This is a genomic window from Agrobacterium sp. NPDC089420 (assembly GCF_044900305.1).
Lineage (GTDB): Bacteria > Pseudomonadota > Alphaproteobacteria > Rhizobiales > Rhizobiaceae > Agrobacterium.
In genome coordinates this window covers 392,205-410,611 of the sequence record NZ_JBJDMY010000003.1, presented here as the reverse complement: position 1 = coordinate 410,611, position 18,407 = coordinate 392,205, and the positions used below count along the sequence as shown (strand labels likewise).

At 61.6% G+C, this 18,407-nt stretch carries 19 protein-coding genes; 8 read left to right on the top strand and 11 right to left on the bottom strand.

Going from position 1 to position 18,407, the window contains the following annotated elements:
- Positions 1-13: 13 nt before the first annotated feature.
- A complete protein-coding gene (locus ACI2KA_RS06620; protein WP_404500362.1) occupies positions 14-1,036 on the top strand; it encodes an NAD-dependent epimerase in 1,023 nt (340 codons plus the stop codon).
- A gap of 2 nt (positions 1,037-1,038) precedes the next feature.
- Here the strand turns inward: ACI2KA_RS06620 and ACI2KA_RS06615 are convergent, their stop codons facing one another.
- Genes ACI2KA_RS06615 through ACI2KA_RS06600 form a run of 4 tightly spaced genes read right to left on the bottom strand, consistent with a single transcriptional unit; the run spans position 1,039 to position 5,066 of the window.
- Complete coding sequence (locus ACI2KA_RS06615) at positions 1,039-2,085, bottom strand: glutathione synthase (RefSeq protein ID WP_404500360.1); 1,047 nt, start codon at positions 2,083-2,085, stop codon at positions 1,039-1,041.
- Between the two features lie 10 nt (positions 2,086-2,095).
- On the bottom strand, positions 2,096-3,973 hold the full coding sequence (locus tag ACI2KA_RS06610) for a flavohemoglobin expression-modulating QEGLA motif protein (protein WP_404500443.1): 1,878 nt from the start codon (positions 3,971-3,973) through the stop codon (positions 2,096-2,098).
- On the bottom strand, positions 3,970-4,788 hold the full coding sequence (locus ACI2KA_RS06605; RefSeq protein ID WP_404500359.1) for an N-formylglutamate amidohydrolase: 819 nt from the start codon (positions 4,786-4,788) through the stop codon (positions 3,970-3,972). The genes ACI2KA_RS06610 and ACI2KA_RS06605 overlap by 4 nt, the downstream gene beginning before the upstream one ends.
- Positions 4,785-5,066, bottom strand: coding sequence for a hypothetical protein (locus ACI2KA_RS06600; protein ID WP_404500357.1), 282 nt, complete (start codon positions 5,064-5,066; stop codon positions 4,785-4,787). Before ACI2KA_RS06600 ends, ACI2KA_RS06605 begins: the two co-directional genes overlap by 4 nt.
- A gap of 45 nt (positions 5,067-5,111) precedes the next feature.
- Here ACI2KA_RS06600 and ACI2KA_RS06595 point away from each other — a divergent pair, with 45 nt between their 5' ends.
- The 6 genes from ACI2KA_RS06595 to ACI2KA_RS06570 are packed head-to-tail and all read left to right on the top strand — an operon-like array spanning position 5,112 to position 9,016.
- The gene (locus ACI2KA_RS06595) at positions 5,112-5,333 is read left to right on the top strand and encodes a hypothetical protein (protein WP_404500355.1); all 222 of its coding nucleotides are present in this window, start codon (positions 5,112-5,114) and stop codon (positions 5,331-5,333) included.
- A 44-nt stretch (positions 5,334-5,377) separates the two neighbouring features.
- Positions 5,378-5,938 (top strand): type 1 glutamine amidotransferase domain-containing protein, encoded by a 561-nt coding sequence (locus tag ACI2KA_RS06590; RefSeq protein ID WP_404500353.1) that lies wholly within the window; start codon positions 5,378-5,380, stop codon positions 5,936-5,938.
- A gap of 59 nt (positions 5,939-5,997) precedes the next feature.
- Positions 5,998-6,438 carry a PPC domain-containing DNA-binding protein gene (locus ACI2KA_RS06585; RefSeq protein WP_404500351.1) on the top strand — a complete coding sequence of 147 codons (441 nt, stop codon included), beginning with the start codon at positions 5,998-6,000 and terminating at the stop codon, positions 6,436-6,438.
- Positions 6,439-6,491: 53 nt separating this feature from the next.
- Complete coding sequence (locus ACI2KA_RS06580) at positions 6,492-7,352, top strand: TIGR02587 family membrane protein (protein ID WP_404500349.1); 861 nt, start codon at positions 6,492-6,494, stop codon at positions 7,350-7,352.
- Positions 7,353-7,359: 7 nt separating this feature from the next.
- A complete protein-coding gene (locus ACI2KA_RS06575; RefSeq protein ID WP_404500347.1) occupies positions 7,360-7,770 on the top strand; it encodes a TIGR02588 family protein in 411 nt (136 codons plus the stop codon).
- A gap of 19 nt (positions 7,771-7,789) precedes the next feature.
- Positions 7,790-9,016: an NAD(P)/FAD-dependent oxidoreductase gene (locus tag ACI2KA_RS06570; RefSeq protein ID WP_404500345.1), complete on the top strand. Its 1,227-nt coding sequence runs from the start codon at positions 7,790-7,792 to the stop codon at positions 9,014-9,016.
- A 7-nt stretch (positions 9,017-9,023) separates the two neighbouring features.
- Here ACI2KA_RS06570 and ACI2KA_RS06565 read toward each other — a convergent pair whose 3' ends face one another.
- The gene (locus ACI2KA_RS06565) at positions 9,024-9,509 is read right to left on the bottom strand and encodes an MgtC/SapB family protein (protein ID WP_404500343.1); all 486 of its coding nucleotides are present in this window, start codon (positions 9,507-9,509) and stop codon (positions 9,024-9,026) included.
- A gap of 175 nt (positions 9,510-9,684) precedes the next feature.
- Between ACI2KA_RS06565 and ACI2KA_RS06560 the strand changes: the two genes are divergently transcribed.
- A complete protein-coding gene (locus ACI2KA_RS06560) occupies positions 9,685-10,185 on the top strand; it encodes a ferritin-like domain-containing protein (RefSeq protein WP_404500341.1) in 501 nt (166 codons plus the stop codon).
- Between the two features lie 77 nt (positions 10,186-10,262).
- Here the strand turns inward: ACI2KA_RS06560 and ACI2KA_RS06555 are convergent, their stop codons facing one another.
- The 6 genes from ACI2KA_RS06555 to ACI2KA_RS06530 form a co-directional block, all read right to left on the bottom strand.
- Positions 10,263-12,599, bottom strand: coding sequence for a glucose/quinate/shikimate family membrane-bound PQQ-dependent dehydrogenase (locus tag ACI2KA_RS06555; protein WP_404500339.1), 2,337 nt, complete (start codon positions 12,597-12,599; stop codon positions 10,263-10,265).
- A 104-nt stretch (positions 12,600-12,703) separates the two neighbouring features.
- Positions 12,704-13,039 (bottom strand): hypothetical protein, encoded by a 336-nt coding sequence (locus ACI2KA_RS06550; protein ID WP_404500337.1) that lies wholly within the window; start codon positions 13,037-13,039, stop codon positions 12,704-12,706.
- A gap of 86 nt (positions 13,040-13,125) precedes the next feature.
- On the bottom strand, positions 13,126-13,911 hold the full coding sequence (locus ACI2KA_RS06545) for a 3-hydroxybutyrate dehydrogenase (RefSeq protein WP_404500335.1): 786 nt from the start codon (positions 13,909-13,911) through the stop codon (positions 13,126-13,128).
- A 4-nt stretch (positions 13,912-13,915) separates the two neighbouring features.
- Positions 13,916-15,871: an acetoacetate--CoA ligase gene (locus ACI2KA_RS06540; RefSeq protein ID WP_404500333.1), complete on the bottom strand. Its 1,956-nt coding sequence runs from the start codon at positions 15,869-15,871 to the stop codon at positions 13,916-13,918.
- Positions 15,868-16,752: a 3-hydroxyisobutyrate dehydrogenase gene (gene mmsB / locus ACI2KA_RS06535; protein ID WP_404500331.1), complete on the bottom strand. Its 885-nt coding sequence runs from the start codon at positions 16,750-16,752 to the stop codon at positions 15,868-15,870. The genes ACI2KA_RS06540 and mmsB overlap by 4 nt, the downstream gene beginning before the upstream one ends.
- A gap of 13 nt (positions 16,753-16,765) precedes the next feature.
- A complete protein-coding gene (locus ACI2KA_RS06530; RefSeq protein ID WP_404500329.1) occupies positions 16,766-18,361 on the bottom strand; it encodes a GMC family oxidoreductase in 1,596 nt (531 codons plus the stop codon).
- Between the last annotated feature and the right edge of the window lie 46 nt (positions 18,362-18,407).

Genomic DNA, 18,407 nt, shown 5'->3' with positions numbered 1-18,407 from the left:
GGGCATCGTCATCATGCGTTATCTGGTTACCGGCACGGCAGGCTTCATCGGCTTTTACGTTGCGAAGCGGCTGCTGGATGCCGGCCACTTCGTGACCGGTTTCGACGGCATGACGCAATATTACGATGTCAGCCTCAAGGAAAAACGCCACGCCATCCTTTCCCGCTCCAACGGCTTCCGGGCAGAAATCGGCATGCTGGAGGATACCGATGCGCTGAAGCGGGCCGCAGACGCCGCCGAGCCGGACATCATCATCCACCTCGCCGCCCAGGCGGGCGTCCGCTACAGCCTTGAAAATCCGCGCGCCTACATCGATTCCAATCTCATCGGATCGTTCAACATGCTGGAGCTTGCAAGAAGCCTTCAGGTCAAGCACCTGATGCTGGCCTCGACCTCCTCCATCTATGGCGCCAATGAAAAAATCCCCTTTGCGGAAAGCGACAAGGCCGACGAGCCGATGACGCTCTACGCCGCCACCAAAAAATCGATGGAGCTGATGGCGCACAGCTATGCCCATCTGCACAAGCTGCCCACCACCGCCTTTCGCTTTTTCACCGTCTACGGACCATGGGGGCGGCCGGACATGGCGCCGATCAAATTCGTCGACGCCGTTTCCAACGGCCGGCCGATCGATATTTACGGGCAAGGCAATATGAGCCGCGATTTCACCTATATCGATGATCTCGTGGAAGGCATCGTCCGGCTGAGCGAAATCATCCCTTCGGAGGAGAACCGCGTCACGCAGGAAGGCGTCACCGACACGCTCTCGCACCACGCGCCGTTCCGTGTCGTCAATATCGGCGGCGGCCAGCCGGTGGAACTGATGCATTTCGTCGAGACGGTCGAAAAGGCGGTCGGCAAGCCTGCAATCCGCAACATGCTGCCGATGCAGCAGGGCGACGTGCCCCGCACCTTCGCCTCGCCCGATCTTCTGAAAGCCCTGACCGGCTACGTGCCGCAGACCCCGGTCGAAGAGGGCATCGAGGCCCTCGTCGCCTGGTATCGCGAGACGCACCCGGCCGAACTGCGGGAATAACCTTACAACGTCGCCAGCAGGCGATTGGCGATCGTGCCGCCGGAAGCGCTTTGCATGGCGATCTTGGTTTCCACGGCCTCGATGATCGTGTCGCTGAAATCCATCTCGTTGAGATCGCGGATATTGGAAAGGCCGCCCGGCGAAAACACGTTCACTTCCAGTATCTTGTCACCGACGATATCGAGCCCGACGAGGAACATGCCGTCCTCCACCAGCTTCGGGCGCACCATTTCGGCAAGTGCGACGATCTCATCCGTCACCTTCACCGCCTCCGCCGTGCCACGGGCATGGATGTTGGAGCGCAGATCGCCCTTGGCCGGCACGCGGCGAAGCGCGGCATATTTGCCGTCCCGCACCAGCGGCCGGCCATTCATCATGAAAAAGCGGATGTCCCCGTCCTTGGCCGCCGGCAGATAGGCCTGCGCGATCAGATAACCCTCTAGGCTGACCGCCTCGAAAATCTGGTTGAGATTGGTCTCCTTGCTGGAGCCGATCTTGAAGACGTTCTTGCCGCCGGAACCCTGCAGCGGCTTGACGATCACCCCCTTGGGGTGAGCATCGGCAAAGGCGCGAATTTCATCGACATTGCGCGAGATGATCGTGGTCGGGCGGACGATTTCGGGAAAGCTCTGGAAATAGAGCTTGTTCTGCGCCAGCGCCAGCCCTTCGGGGTCGTTCAGCACGACGACGCCGCGCTGTTCGGCAAGCCGCCCGAACAGGATGCCGGCATGCACCGCCCATGGCCGCGTCGTCTGGTCGAGCGAGGGGTCGTTGCGCAGCATCAGCGCATCGATTTCCTCCACATCCATGGTCCGCCGCTCCAGCGCCTTGTCCTGAAGCGCGGCATGGAAGGCTTCGGCTTTCTTGTATTTCGCCTTCGGCAACACGGCGGCATGAATGGTCAGGCTGTCATCGGAACGCAGGGTAAAATCTCCCGGCGTCAGATAGACCACCTCATGGCCACGATTGAGCGCTGCCATGGCCAGCAGCCCGGTGGCATAGTTCGGCCCCTCGGTTTCGATGGAATTGACGAAAAATGCGATACGCATGAAGCCCCTCCTATAATGTCGCCAGTTCGGCAATGGATAATCCCGCCCGAATTTTTTCCAGCCGTTCATTGGCCTTGGCAGGCAGCAGGAATGCGGGCCTGACACCCGGCGGACGAAGCAGGCCGCGCAGGGCCAACTCCTGCATGACCGGGAAATGAGCGGCGGCGATCTTGCCCATCCAGAACGGATCGAGCGCCCCGCCCCTGCGCAGATGGTCCAGCACCTCGGAAAGCCCGCGCAGGTAGATCGCATCCTTTGACAGACCGCCGCCGCGATAGATGCGCAGCACCATGTTGAAGGCGGCGGCCTCGTCGAAACCGTGCTTGCGGGTCATGATGCGGAAGGTCTCCACGAAAGTGGCGCCATCCAGCATGGCGGCGCAGCCGACCACACGGCCGGCGATCAACCGCAGGCGCTCGCGCGTCATGCCGCCGGCCAGATGCTCCGCCAGCACCGCCAGCCCCTCCTGCACGCCCTCGTAACCGGAAAGGCCGGTGCGGAAGAGGCGGAGCCCCTGGAACGATCCGTTGAAATAAGTGAGAAGATGCACACCGATCTCATGCGACAGCAGCGCCTCGACGCGACGCTGTTCCATGACGGTGTGGCGGGAGATCAAAAGCTTCTCACCCGTCACCATCAGGCCGGGCGGCAGGTCGTCGCGGATTTCGACGCGGGCCTTGAATTCGGGTTCCTCCGCCAGATAGGCCTCGACCATCTCGCGCGATTTCTTGGCGACCGCGTAACAATCCACCATGGCGATTTCGCCGCTTTCTTGCCCACACGGACAATCCGCAAGCACGCCAAGCGCCAGCGTCAGAAGAGCGGGTTCGACGGCGCCATAAAGGGCACGTGAAAAATCGGTGAAGGTGCGATGATGCAGGCTCGCGAGCATCGTCAGCTGCAGATCGATCTCCCGCTGTTTCTCCCGGTAGAGATTATAGAGCACGGGATCTTCCAGATGATCGAAGACGACGGAATAGAGCTTGCGTTTCTGCTCCTCGACATCGACGCCGAGCGGCCGGTAAAGCAGGCGCGGCGCGAACTGGAAGCCGCCGTCGCGAAACTCCTCGAAAGCCCGGCGGGCATTGATGGGCGTGACGGACAGGAGAAAATCGAAGGACGAGACGATGTCGTCGATCGACCGGTCGGCGCGTCTGACGGCATCGACAAAGGCCTTGCGGCCAAGCGCCCTGTGGCTGGTGACCTTCAGCGCATCCATGCCGGAGGAGAAGGACGAGAAGGCCTGCAGGCCGGCATCGAAAAGATCGGCGATCATCGTCTCGCGCAGGCCGGGATAATCGGCACCGGATTCCGGCTGGCGATAGATCGGCGCAAAACGCACGCTGATGCAGGGGAAATCCAGACCGGCATTCTGAAACCGCACGACCGGATCGGCATCCGGTTCCGGCCGGGTGATACGCGGAGTGCGAAAGCGCACGTCGGCGTCGCAGACCGCCTTGATGAAGACCCGCCGTGCCTTCTGCGTTTCCTGCTCCGACGTCGCCGAAACGGAAACCTCATAATGCGGCAGGAAGGGAGAATCGTCGGCCAGCAGGATATCGTGTTCCAGCTCGCCGATATCGAGGACGATGAAGGCGCCGAAACGCTGCCGCATGGCCGCGCCAACCGCCTCGATCAGCGGTGCGGCCTCCTGAATGGTGGAAGCGATGAGATAGGAAGCATGGGCGGCGGCGATATCGCGTGCGGCGAGATCTTTCGTTCCGCCGGTCAGATGCAGGCAGAGGAAGGGCAGCGGCCGGTCGATATGCAGCCGGCCGTCCTTGCCGACATCGCGGCGGATCGCCTTGCCGGCCGCAAGGCAGGACGCAACATCGTCGACAAGATCGGCACCGTGGGACGGTGCGCTGCGAGCGGAGGACAGGCTCATCGCCGCGACCTCAGGCATTCTTCGAGAACCGGCTGAAGGGCAGTGATCGTATCGCCGATATCCGCGATCGCCCGCGTATCCGGCTTGCCCGTCCATTCGTCCATGAAGAACTTCTTGAACTCGATCGCGATGGCGCAGCCGTTTTCGGCAAAGCGCTGGTGAATGAAGCGCGTCTGCTCCCCCTTGCCCTGGAACGCGACATTCTCACGAACATCAAGACGGCGTCCGCCGATGGTCGCGGATGCAAAATGCTGCCCGACCAGGCTGACGACATCGTTCCAGCGGCTCCGATCCATGGAAAACGTGCCGATATTGATATCGGGCGCTTCCGCCTGGGCCGTCGGCGGCGCGGCGGCACCCTGGCGGCGATGATTGTAGCTATGTACATCCAGCACCACGAAAGCGCCGTGCCGCCGCTCTACGGCCGACAGCACGGCTTCAAGCATGGCGTAATAATCCGCATGGAAGTCAAGCGATTGCCGGACCGCGTCTTGCGGCGGCGCCTGCTTCCAGACCTCGAGCCCCCAGGATTGTTCCGGCTTCAGATAGACCGCCTGATCGGCGGCGCGGTTGAGATCGATTTCGAAACGCGAGTGATGAACGACGAGGCGGTTCGTCAGTCCCGCGATCATCTGTCCGGTAAAGGGGTCTTCTTCCCGCAACCGCTGGTCGGCGGACAGAGCGATGAGACCGGCCACATCAGGACGGATGAAATGACCGTCGTGAATGGCCGTTCCGACAACGGGTGAATTGCCGAAGTCGACCGACCAGAAACCCTTGTTTCCATCGTCGCTGCCGCTCTGCCTGGCTGTCATGCCGCCTCCCCTGCGCCAGGGGAAAGCTCCCCTGCATCGCGGATAAAACAGCGCGACCAGCCTGTTTGTTCCGGTAAAAATTGCGCGCTATTCATTTGCGTCCGGCGATGACAGCCCTTGAAAAACTGCGGAACCATACCCGAAAGCTGACGTTGTTCTGGCATGAGAGACGCCGTGTCAAACGGACGCAATGGCGCTGAAGAACACCGGGATCTTTCCGTTTTCTGCCGGCGGCCGAGGCAATGGCCTACGAAACGGCAGCCGAGCGTCTTGACCATCCGGCGCGCCTCCGTCCGAAACTTCCACGCACAAGGAACCGCGACATGGAAAAGACCGAAACGCGCAAACTTGCTGAAGAATATCTGCGGCTCGGCGGCACGCGGCAGGTGATGATCGACGACAACAAGACCTTCGTGCGCCAATGGGAACAGGAACCGGCGACAGCCGAAACCTTCTGGCAAACGCATATCGAGAATCTCGACGCTGAACGCCGCAAGGATGTGGAGTTCTTCCTGCCCTCCGTGAATTCGGACAAGGGCGACTGAACCAGAAACAACCACACACCAGGATCCACAGGAAGGAAACAGACATGACCGCAATCAACGCTGCAAAAATCGTCATTCTCGCAACCGACGGCTATGAGCGCTCCGAACTCAGGGTGCCTTATGACCAGCTGAAGGCCAGGGGCGCGGACGTCAGGATCGCCTCCATCAAGGAGGGCGAGATCAAGAGCTGGGACGAAAAGGACTGGGGCGACAGCATTGGCGTCGATCTCTCCGCCAAAAACGTCAAAGCGGATGATTTCGACGCACTGGTTCTTCCCGGCGGCCAGATCAATCCGGATGTCCTGCGCCATGATGAGGATGCGATGCGCGTGGTGGGTGATTTCGTCAAATCCGGCAAGGTCGTGGCCGCCATCTGCCATGCCCCCTGGCTTCTGGTCGAGGCAGACGCCCTGCGCGGCCGCGACGCCACTTCCTACTGGTCGATCAAGACCGACCTCAAGAATGCCGGCGCAAACTGGAAGGACGAAAAGGTGGTGACGGACAAGGGCATCATCACGTCCCGCAGCCCCGAGGACCTCGACGCCTTTGTCGCCAAGATCGTCGAGGAAATCGAGGAAGGCCGCCACGAACGCCGCGCCGCGTGAGGACCGCGCCATCATCATCGTGCCGCCGGTCTCCGGCGGCACCTCATCGGGAGATTTCAATGAAGAGCAGATTGCTGGCAAGCGGGGCGGAACGCACCTTCATCCTCGTCATCGAACCGGAAGAAGAAGCCTTCGAGGCGATCCGCCGCTTTGCCGAGGCGGAGAACATCAACGCCGCGTCGGTAACGGCGATCGGTGCCTTCGCAACGGCAACCCTTGCCTTTTTCGATCTTTCGACGCGCGACTACGTCGACATACCGGTTGCCGAACAAAGCGAGGTTCTGAGCCTGCTCGGCGATATCACCCTGGACGAGAACGATCGGCCCAATCCGCATCTGCACGCGGTTCTGGGCTTTGCCGACGGGTCTACCAAAGGCGGGCATTTTCTGAAGGGCACGGTGCGACCGACACTGGAAGTCATCATCCGCGAGACACCGGCGGAATTGCGTCGCAGTTATCGCCGCGAATTCGGCATCGCCCTCATCGATCCCGCGAAATAAACCGGCGGAACCGGAAAAACGCCATTGCGTTATCTCATCACACAGGGGGCGGCATGGCGGCGGTTGGCGATCGGAGAGATGCGGACGAGGACGAGGTCAGACGATTTCTGACCGGTCTGGCGCGCGGCACGGCGGGAGCTCTGCTCTTTGCCCTGCCGATGCTGATGACCATGGAAATGTGGTTTCTCGGCCTTTACATCAACCAATCGCGGTTGCTGCTGCTTTGCATCCTCAACCTGCCGCTCCTTGTTCTTCTCGCCCGCCGCATCGGTTTCGAGACCGTTCACACCTTTAGCCAGGCGCTGCGCGATGCGCTGACGGCCTACGGATTGGGCATAGCCGTCAGCGCGGCAATACTGCTGCTGTTCGGCATTTTGAACGATCAGGTCACCGCTTCCAATGTCGTCACCAAGATCGCGCTGCAATCCGTGCCCGCCAGCATCGGCGCGCTGCTCGGCCGCAGCCAGCTCGGCCAGCATTCGGACGCGCAGGACGAAGAGGACGGCGAATATTCCGGCGAAACCGGTTATCTGCACGAGCTGTTCATGATGATGGTCGGCGCGCTTTTTCTCAGCCTCAATGTCGCTCCCACGGAAGAAATGATCCTGATTGCCTACAAGGTGACGCCCTATCACGTTCTGGCGCTTTGCCTTCTGTCGATCGCCGTCATGCACGGCTTTGTCTATGCGCTCCATTTCAAGGGCTCGCATGAGCTGCGCGAAGGGCAGCAATGGTGGCACTCCCTCATCCGCTTCACTCTGCCCGGTTATGTCATCGCCATCGTCATCAGCATCTATACGCTCTGGACCTTCGAGCGCCTCGACCATACGTCGCTGTCGCAGATATTGAACGCCGCCGTCATTCTGGGTGTGCCGGCTTCAATAGGCGCGGCCTCGGCCCGGCTGATCCTGTGAGGACAAGATGACGACATCAAAAAACGGCAAACACACCGAAAGCGCCGAACCGCACTGGGTGGAATGGCTGACCGGCGCGTTCTGCACGCTGCTTGTGGCGGCCATGATCGGCTGGATCGGCTACGACATCCATCGCTACCAGCCCGAAAAGGCCCGCTTCGAAATCGATGTAACCGGCGTGGAGGGACAGCCCGGCCAGTACCGCGTGACATTCAACATCCGCAACCTGTCCATGACGACGGCGGCGCAGGTGAAGGTTCTGGGCGACCTGCAGCAGGATGGCGCGGCGTCGGAAAACGCCGATGTGACATTCGATTACGTCGCCTCGGAATCGAAGGACGCTGGCACACTTTTCTTCCGCAACGATCCCCGCAGGGGCACGCTTTCCATCAACGTCGCCGGCTATACCGAGCCGTGAGACCTTTCAGGACAATTTCATGCCGACACAGGAACTGACGAAAGAACGCGATCTCAGGGATTCGAAACCCGTCTGGGCCGATACCCCCCGCATCGGCATCCGCAGCAGGACGACACCCCAAGCCGGGCGCTACGACACGATTGTCGTCGGCGCCGGCATCAGCGGCGCCCTGGTGTCGCACGCGCTGCATCGCCCGGGGCAATCCATGCTGATCATCGACAAAAGCGAACCGGTGATGGGCAGCAGCGTGGCAAGCACAGCGATGATCCAGCATGAAATCGACACGCCGCTGACGGAACTGAGAAAGATGATCGGCAGTGACGCCGCCGACCGTGCCTGGCAACGCTCGGCCCGCGCCGTCCTGCGTCTGGAGGAAATCGTCACCTCGCTCGGCATTTCCTGCGGCATGGAGCGCAAGCAGGCGCTGTACCTTGCCGGAGACGAGATGGGTTCACGCGCGCTGAAGGCGGAAGCGGCCGCCCGTGAGGAGGCTGGCATCGAGGCGACGTTCCTCGGCGCTGCGGAACTGAAAGAGCGATATGGCATGGAAAGGACCGCCGCCATCCTCAGCGATATCTCCGCCTCCGCCAATCCTGCCCAGCTGACGGCGGGCCTGTTGCGCCATACGGCCGGCGCGGGCGCCGAAATTGTCTCGCAGCTTGAAATCACCGACCTCAGAAATCTGGGAGACGAGGTCGTCGTCGCCACCGCCGAGGGCAAGATTCTTTCCGCCCGCAACGTCGTCTTCTGCACCGGCTATCAGTTCCTGAAAATGCTTGAGAGCCCGCAACACCAGATCATTTCCACCTGGGCCTTGGCGAGCGGGAAAGGGCTCGACCTTCCGGACTGGTTGCGAAACCACATCGTCTGGGAGGCTTCCGACCCCTATCTTTATCTGCGCACCGACCGCGACGGACGCGTGATCGCCGGCGGCGAGGACGAAGAAAACCCAACCTCCTACCAGTCGGAGCGTAAACTCACCGCCAAGGCGAAGATCATCCGCCGCAAGATCGAAAAATTGCTGGGCATCGATATCGGCGAACCGGACTATCGCTGGGCGGCGGCCTTCGGCACCACCACGACCGGCCTGCCGCTGATCGGCACCGTTCCCGAGATGAGGAATGTCTATGCCGTCATGGGCTTCGGTGGCAACGGCATCACTTTCAGCCAGATCGCCGCCGAGATCGTCGCCGCTGCCGTAAGCGGCGGCAAGGACCCCGACGCCAATCTTTTCCGTTTCGGCTGATTTCGCTTCAGTTCTCCTTGATGCCCGCCGCCACCTGTACGCGGCGAAGCGTCCACAGAACGACAATGCCGACACCGGAGGCGAGCAGAGCAAGCGGCCACATGCCGAGACCGGCGGACAGACCGATCGCCGCCGAAAGCCACATGCTCGCCCCCGTCGTCAGGCCCTTGACATCGCCCTTGGTATAGACGACCACGCCGGCCGCAAGAAAGGCGATGCCCGCCGTCACGGCTTCCACCAGCCGGATGGGATCGAGCCGCGCCGCCTCATGACCTTCCGCCATGGTTTCCATCATATGGATGGTGATGATGCAGAAGGTGACCGCGGCGAGGCCGATCAGCATGTTGGTGCGCAGCCCGGCGGTATTCTTATGAAATTCCCGCTCCAGCCCGATCAGGCCGCACAGGATGACGGCGCCGAACACGCGCACCAGCAGCACCTCGAACGGAACGGAAATATTCATCGAAAATTCTTCTGCAAGGCTTTGGGGCACTGTCGCGTCTCCTCCCGAAATTTCATCACACTACGTTCGGCAAGGCCGGTTGGTTCCGCCCGGCAATATATAAACGTTGCGCGCAACGGAGCCGGAACCATAGGGGCGACGAAAGGTTTGCCTCCCGTGCGCATGGACGCACGTGACGCATTTTCACATCATGGGAGAAGCAACGATGGCCGAGAAGAAACTCGACGACCTGTTTTACGACACGCTGAAGGATATCTACTACGCCGAAAGGCAGGTCCTGAAAGCCCTGCCGAAAATGGCGCGTGCGGCAACCGACCCGAAGCTGAAACAGGCTTTCGAAAAGCACAAGGAAGAAACGCAGGGACACATCGAACGCCTGCAGGAGGTGTTCGAGATCGTCGGCAAGCGGGCGCAGGGCAAGACCTGCGAGGCGATCCAGGGCATCATTGCCGAGGGCGAGGAGATCATCGAGGATTTCAAGGGAACTGCGGCTCTCGATGCCGGCCTGATTTCGTCGGCCCAGGCCGTCGAGCATTACGAGATCGCCCGTTACGGCACGCTGAAGGCCTGGGCGGAAAAGCTCGGGCACACCAAGGCGGTGTCGCTGCTGGAAGCCACGCTCAAGGAAGAGTCGAAGACCGACGACGCCCTGACCGCGCTTGCCAAGACATCGGTGAATGCCGCCGCCCAGAAAAAGGCGGCGTGACACCGGCGAAGACCATCAAAAGAAAAACCGGAATGGTCGCCCATTCCGGTTTTTTATTGCCTGAAATCCGGTGAAAATTACGGCAGCGTATAGGCGATCACGTAATCACCCGGCTTGGTGCCGACCGAACCGTGGCCGCCCGCAACCATCACGACATATTGTTTGCCGTTATCCAGCGAATAGGTCATGGGGGTGGCCTGTCCGCCGGCCGGCAGACGTGCTTCCCAGAGCTGTCTGCCGGTGGTCAGATCATAGGCGCGCAGGTAGTTGTCGACGGCGGCGCCGAGGAAGGCGACACCGCCCTTGGTGATCATCGGCCCGCCAATGCCCGGCACGCCGACCTTGAAGGGCAGCGGCAGCGGCGTCATGTCATGGACCGTGCCGTTCTTGTGCTTGTAGGCGATATCGCCGGTGCGCAGATCAGCACCTGCGACATAACCCCATGGCGGCGCCTGGCAGGGAATCTGCAACGGGCCGAGGAACGGTCCCATGAACACGCCATAGGGCGCGCCGTCATTGCGGTTCAAGCCCTGCTCGCTGCCCTTTTCATCCTGACCCTTCGGCGGGATCTGGTCGCGCGGCACCAGCTTGGAGGTGAAGGCGAGATAGGTCGGCATGCCGAACATCACCTGCCGCTCGGGATCCACCGCCACGCTGCCCCAGTTGAACGTGCCGAAATTGCCCGGATAGATGATCGAACCGTTGAGCGAGGGCGGCGTGTAACGGCCCTTGTAGTTCAGCTGATGGAAGCGGATGCGGCAGGCAAGCTGGTCGAACATGGAGACGCCCCACATGTCCTTTTCCTTGAGCGGCTCCGGCTTGAAAGACAGCGCCGTCGTCGGCTGCGTCGGGGAACTGAAGTCCTCGGGAATGGCGCCGCCCGGGGCCGGTTCCTCGGTGATCGGCAGAAGCGGCTCGCCGGTGCGACGGTCGAGAACATAGATATCGCCCTGCTTGGTGGGTCCGACAAGCGCGGGAACGGTCTGGCCGTCCTTGGTGATGTCAAGCAGCACCGGCTGGGCGGGAACGTCCATGTCCCAAAGATCATGATGGACCGTCTGGCGCACCCAGCGGTCCTTGCCCGTATTGATATCGAGCGCGACAATGGAGGACGAATATTTCTCCACGCTCTCGCTGCGGCCCATGCCGAGCTGGTCCGGCACCTGATTGCCGAGCGGGACGTAAACGAGGCCCAACCCTTCATCGTAGCTGAAGACGGACCAGCTGTTCGGCGAATTGGTCGTATAGGTCTCGCCCGCCGCGATCGGCTCGGTCTTTTCCGGATTGCCGGAATCCCAGTTCCAGATGAGAGCCCCGGTGTTGACGTCGAAGGCGCGGATGACCCCGGACTGTTCCTGCGTGGAATAATTGTCATTCACCGCGCCGCCGATGATGATCTTGCCCGCCGCGATGGCGGGCGGCGAGGTCGAATAATAATAACCGGCCGGATTGTATTTCATGCCCTGTTCCAGATGCAGAACACCCTGATCGGCAAAGGACGTGCAGACCTGGCCGGTCGCAGCGTCGAGTGCGATCAGCCGCGCATCCGAGGTCGGCAGGTAGACGCGCTCGGCGCATGCCGTGCCTTGCGCGGCGCCTGGTTCGACATAATAGGAAACGCCGCGGCATGTCTGGTGCTGGCGGTCCGGATTGAGGCCGACATTGGGATCGTATTTCCACTTTTCCTTGCCGGTTGCCGCATCGATGGCAATCGCCCAATTATGCGGCGTGCAGATATAAAGCGTGCTGCCAACCTTGAGCGGAGTGACCTGATAGGTGGTTTCGCCGACATCGCCCGGCAGCTTCACATCGCCCGTCTGGTAACGCCAGGCTTCCTTCAGCTGCGAGACATTGTCCACATTCACCTGGGTCAGCGGCGAATAACGCTGGCCATAGGGCGTGCGGCCATATTGATGCCAGTCGCCATCCGGCACGTCGCCGCCATAGGCGGGCGTCGCCGACGCCGTCTCCTCGGGCAGGGAACCCGCCTGATCATGCGGGTCCTGCGCCATGGAATATCCCGCCACCACGATGGAAGCGAGAACGGACAATGCGAGCGGCCAGGCATTGGGGCCGTAATTCAGCCCGGTCGGGCTGGAAAAGCCGAGGGGCTTTCTGACCCACGGCACCAGAAGCCACAGGCCGATGAGAATGATGAGGCCGCCACGCGGGCCAAGCTGCCACCAGTCGAAGCCCACTTCCCAGATCGCCCAGAGAAGCGTCGCCACGATGAAGACGGCATAGACGTGGAGTGCCGCGCGATTGCGCTGGAACAGCAGAACGGCCGTCAACAGGAAGGCCAGTCCTGAAAGGACATAATAGAAACTGCCGCCCAGCATCACCAGCTGGGAGCCGAAACCGAACAGCGCAAGGCCGATCAGCGTGAGAACAACTGCAGTGACGGTGACTGCCATGAATGAAACCCCCGATTCCTGTCACTTTGCGTGAAATGAAATCGGGGCCAATCTGGTTCCATACAAACCATTCATTTGTCGTGAAAAATTTCACGCCATGGTCGTCAAGGGTTCTGCGGCGCCCCCGTGGAGTCCTGACGCGAGGGATTTGCGTCCGTGGAGGCAGGCGGTGAAGAGCCGCCATTCGCAGGATTGTTGTCGAAGCTTCCGGGTGCAGAAGGCTGCGGCGGTGCCGTCTCGGTCTGCGTCGCTCCAGGACGGTTTTCGTCCGGCTCGAAGACAGAATATTCGACAACCCCCCAGACCACCAGCGCAAGGACAAAGCTGACAATCAGGATGACGAGAACCGGCCGTCCTCTCTCTCCCTGCCGCGCCCGTGTCGCCGTCTCCGGTTTCGGTGCCTCGCCACCATGGAGAGTGCTGGCATTTTCTCTGGCCATGTCGTTTACTCCCTGTAACCCTGTCGATTTAATCCACAGGGTCACGGTTTGGTTCCAGACAGCCGCTGACGGCCAGCACGCCAAATTTATTTCGCGGTCCAGCCGCCATCGATGGAGATGGTGGTGCCGGTGATGGAGCGGGCCAGATCGCCGGCAAGATAAAGCGCCATTTCAGCTACTTCCTCCGGTTGCACGAATCGTCTGGTCGGCTGCGGCGCCAGCATCACCTTCTTCACCACCTCCTCCTCGCTCATGCCGTGCACCCGCACCTGATCGGCGACCTGCGCGGCGACAAGCGGCGTCCAGACGTAACCGGGGCAGATGGCGTTGCAGGTGATGCCGAGTTCGGCCACTTCCAGCGCCACGCTTTTCGTCAGCCCCACCACGGCATGTTTGGTCGCCACATAAGGCCCCTTGAAAGGCGAGGCGCGCAGGCCATGGGCAGACGCGATGTTGACGATGCGGCCCCAGCCCCTTTCCTTCATGCCCGGCAGGGCCGCGTGGATGGTATGAAAGGCGCTATCGAGCGAGATGGCGACGATGCGGGAGAAATCGGCGAAATCGAACGCGTCGATCGGCGCGACCTTCTGGATACCGGCATTGTTGACGAGCACGTCGATATGGCCGAATTCGGCGATGACGGTATCGGGCAGATGCGCGCTCTCGTCATAATTTGCGAGATTGGCCGAAAAATAGACCGGCCTGTGCCGCGCCACCTGCGCAACCATCTCCAGGGCCTGCGTCGCTTCTTCCGTCGTCTCTATGCCATGCACCGCGACCAGATAACCCGCCTCGGCAAAACGTCTGGCAATCGCAAGCCCAATGCCGCTGGTGGAGCCCGTGACGAGCACGGTTTTCGGTTGATCCTCCATCGGCCTAGTCCTTCAGCTGCGGCAGGTTGCGGAAAAGTTCGAGCGCTTCGGGATTGGCGAGCGCATCGGCATTCTTCACCGGCCGGCCGTGAATGGCGTCGCGCACCGCGATTTCGGAAATCTTGCCGGAACGGGTGCGGGGAATTGCGCTGACGGTGATGATCCTGGCCGGCACATGCCGCGGCGTCGCGCCCGAACGGATGCGGCTGCGGATGGTCTTTTCCAGCGCCTCCGTCAGCGCCGTGCCTTCCTTCATGCGCAGGAAGAGGATGACCCGCTGGTCGCCCTCCATATCCTGCCCGACGGCAATCGCCTCCTCGACCTCCGGCACGGTTTCAACCTGCCGGTAGATCTCCGCCGTGCCGATGCGCACCCCGCCGGGATTGAGCGTCGTGTCCGAACGGCCATGGATGACATAGCCGCCGGAGGGGCGCAGTTCGGCGAAATCGCCATGCGCCCAGATGCCGGGGAAGCGGTCGAAATAAGCGGCCTGATAGCGCGAGCCATCCTCATCGCCCCAGAATTTGACCGGCATGGACAGATGCGCATTGCGGCAGACGAGTTCACCGGCGACACCGCGAACGGAGCGCCCCTCGTCATCCAGCGTATCGATATCCATGCCCAGCATCGCGCCCTGCAATTCGCCGCGATGCACGGGCTGCAACGGATTGCCGCCAAGGAAACAGGCGCAGATATCCGTGCCGCCGGAAATGGAGGCAAGATGCACATCCGCCTTCCAGTCGCGATAGATGTAATCGAAGGATTGCGGGATGAGCGGCGAACCGGTGGAAAGGATTGTCCTCAGCGACGACAGATCGTGGCTTTCGCGCGGCTTCAGCCCGGCTTTGAGGCAGGCGTCGATGAACTTCGCCGAGGTTCCAAAGGTCGCGATCCGTTCGGCATCGATGAGATCGATCAGCCGCGCGGGCGTCGGATAACCGGGATTGCCGTCATAGGTGACGAGCGTCGCGCCGAGCGCCAGGCCGGAGACCTGCCAGTTCCACATCATCCAGCCGCAGGTGGTGAAATAGAAAAAGCGCTCCCCCTCCTCAATATCGCATTGCAGCTTTTGCTCCTTCATATGCTGAAGAAGCAGGCCGCCGCCGGAATGGGTGATGCATTTCGGCTTGCCTGTCGTGCCCGAGGAATAAAGGATCGCCAGCGGCGCCTTGACGGGAAGACGGTTGAAAGCAATCTCGCCCGCCGGATAGGGCGCGACGAAATCCGCAAGCGTCACGCAGCCGAGATCGGCGAGGCTTTCGGGAACGGTATCACCGATCAGCATGATCTTTTCGGGAGCCGCACTTTCCGCGACGGCGCGGATGGTCGGAGCGACATCGATGCGTTTGCCGGCATAACCATATTCCGGCACCGCGAGGAGGATTTTCGGGTCGATCTGCGACAGGCGATCGGAGGCGCCGGCAGGGCCGAAATCCGGCGAGCAAGACGACCAGATGGCACCGATGGCGCTGACAGCCAGATAGCTGACGATCGCTTCGATATCATGGATGACGATGGCCCCGACGCGGTCGCCCTCCTTCACGCCAGCATGACCGAGCGCCTGCACCATGCGGGACACTTCGTCGTAAAGCTGTCTGCGGGTCATCTCGCGCCTCGTGCCATCGTCGCGATGGGCGATGATGGCCAGCCGCTCGTCGGCATCGCGCAGCAGGTTTTCAGCATAACTGAGCCGGGCGCCCGGATAAAACTCGGCATCCCGGATCGTCGCGCCCGGTTTGAACGCCGTGTCGCCGCGTGTGCCAATGATCCCGAGTTCATCCCACAGCGCATCGTAAAACTCATCCGGCGCGTTGATGGACCAGCGCAGCAGCCCGGCATAATCATCGGCGGCCTGCCCGTGCAGCTTTGCCGTTTTCGTCGCGAAGGAGAAAAGCGCCGAGCGCTCCCGCCTCTTCTCAGGCGGCACCCATAAGATGTCGGATGGCGCGGCGTCCGTCATGCTTTGCCCCCGCGCAGCATTTCCACGATGGCGGAGAAATCGCGCCCGCCGCTCCCCTCGTCGACGAAATTCTCATAAAGCGACGCTGCCGCGGCACCGAGGGGAGTGGAGGCTCCGGCTCCATTCGCCGCCTCCTGCGAAAGCTTCAGATCCTTGAGCATCAAGGCCGCCGCAAAGCCGGGCTGATAATCCTTGTTGGCGGGCGATGTCGGCACCGGTCCCGGCACCGGGCAATAGGTGGTGAGCGACCAGCATTGCCCGGAAGAGGTGGAGGCGACATCGAACAGCGCCTGATACGAGAGCCCGAGTTTTTCGCCCAGCACGAAAGCTTCGGAAACGGCGATCATGGAAATGCCGAGGATCATGTTGTTGCAGATCTTCGCCGCCTGGCCGTTGCCGCTCTTGCCGCAATGCACGATCTTCTTGCCCATCGCCTCCAGCACCGGCCTTGCCGACGAAAACGCCTGCGCCTCGCCGCCGCACATGAAGGTCAGGGTGCCGGCCGCCGCGCCGCCCGTGCCGCCGGAGACCGGCGCATCCACCGAGGGGCAACCGGCGGAAGCGGCCAGCTCATGCGCTTTCAGCGCGCTTTCCATATCCACCGTCGAGCAATCGATGAGAAGCGTTCCGGCAGATACCTTTCGAACCAGATCGCCATAGACCGCAACGACATGTTCGCCCTTGGGCAGCATGGTGATGATCACATCCGCCGCGTCCGTTGCTTCGGCAGAATCCAATGCCACGGGAATGCCGGCCTCTTTCGCCGCCGTACGGCAGGCGTCGGCGAGATCATATCCCCTGACGGTATAACCCGCCTTGACGAGATTGGCGGCCATCGGCAGGCCCATATGTCCCAGCCCGAGAAAAGCGACGGTCTTCATCGGTGCGCTCCTTTCAGCGATTATCCGCAAGGATCATGTCCGCGGCCTTTTCGGCGATCATGATCGTCGGGGAATTGGTGTTTCCGGAAGTGATGCGCGGCATCACCGAGGCGTCGGCGACGCGCAGCCCGGCGAGCCTGCGGAATTTCAACCTGTTATCGACAACGCTCTCCACATCCGACCCCATGCGCAACGTGCCGACGGGATGGAAGATGGTGGTGCCGATATCGCCCGCCGCCTTGGCGAGATCATTGTCGTTTTCGAAGGATGGGCCGGGCCGGTATTCCTCTGGTTTGAAGCGGGAAAAAGCCGGCTGGGCAACGATGTGGCGCGTCAGCCGCATGGCGTCGATGGCCACCTGACGGTCGCCTTCGGTGGACAGGTAGTTCGGGCGGATTTCCGGCTGCATGGCGAAATCCGGTCCTTTCACATGCACGGAACCGCGGCTTTCCGGCCGCAGATTGCAGACACTTGCGGTAATGGCCGGAAAAGTGTGAACCGGATCACCGAACTTGTCGAGCGAAACCGGCTGGACATGATATTCCAGATCGGCGGTTTCCTTCTCGGGCGAAGAACGGGTGAAGACACCGAGCTGGCTCGGCGCCATCGACATCGGCCCGGAGCGGGTCAGCGCATATTCGAGGCCGATCCGCGCCTTGCCGAACAGGGTGGACGCCCTTTCATTCAGCGTCAGAACACCGGAGACCTTGTAGACCATGCGCAATTGCAGATGGTCCTGCAGATTTTCGCCCACACCCTGCACTTCGGTCACCGTGTCGATGCCGGCCGCCTGTAGCACGTCGCCACGGCCGACGCCGGAAAGTTCCAGAACATGCGGCGAGCCGATCGCGCCGGCCGACAGAACCGTCTCGCGCCGCGCCCGCATCTTTTTCAGGACGCCGTCATGGTGGAACTCGACACCCGTGACGCGGCCTTCTTCGATGATGAGCCGCTTGACATGGGCCTTGGTCAGAACCGTCAGGTTCTTGCGGCCGAGCGCCGGCTTCAGGAAGGCTTTGGCCGTGTTCCAGCGCCAGCCCGCCCGCTGGTTGACGTCGAAATAACCGGCGCCTTCATTGTCGCCCCGGTTGAAATCGTCGGTGGCGGGAATGCCGGCCTCCCCCGCTGCCGCCTGGAAGGCGTCCAGCACATCCCAGCGCACACGGGCCTTTTCCACGCGCCATTCGCCGCCGGCGGAATGCAGGTCGCTTTTTCCCCGATAAAAGTCTTCCGACTTCAGGAAATACGGCAGGATGTCGTTCCACCCCCAGCCCTCGCAGCCGAGCTGACGCCACATATCGTAATCGCGCGCCTGGCCGCGCATGTAGATCATGCCGTTGATGGACGAGCAGCCGCCCAGCACCTTGCCGCGCGGATAGATCAGCGCGCGGCCGTTAAGCCCCGGCTCCTCCGCCGTCTTGAAACACCAGTCGGTGCGCGGATTGTTGATGCAATAAAGGTAACCGACCGGAATATGGATCCAGTGGTAATTATCGTTGCCGCCCGCTTCCAAAAGCAGCACGCGGTTGTTCGGATCCTTCGAAAGGCGGTTGGCGAGGACACATCCGGCACTCCCCGCTCCGATGACGATATAGTCATATTCGCCCATGCTCTTCTCCATGCGCCACCCTTGCCGCATCGTCCCGGACGCGGGG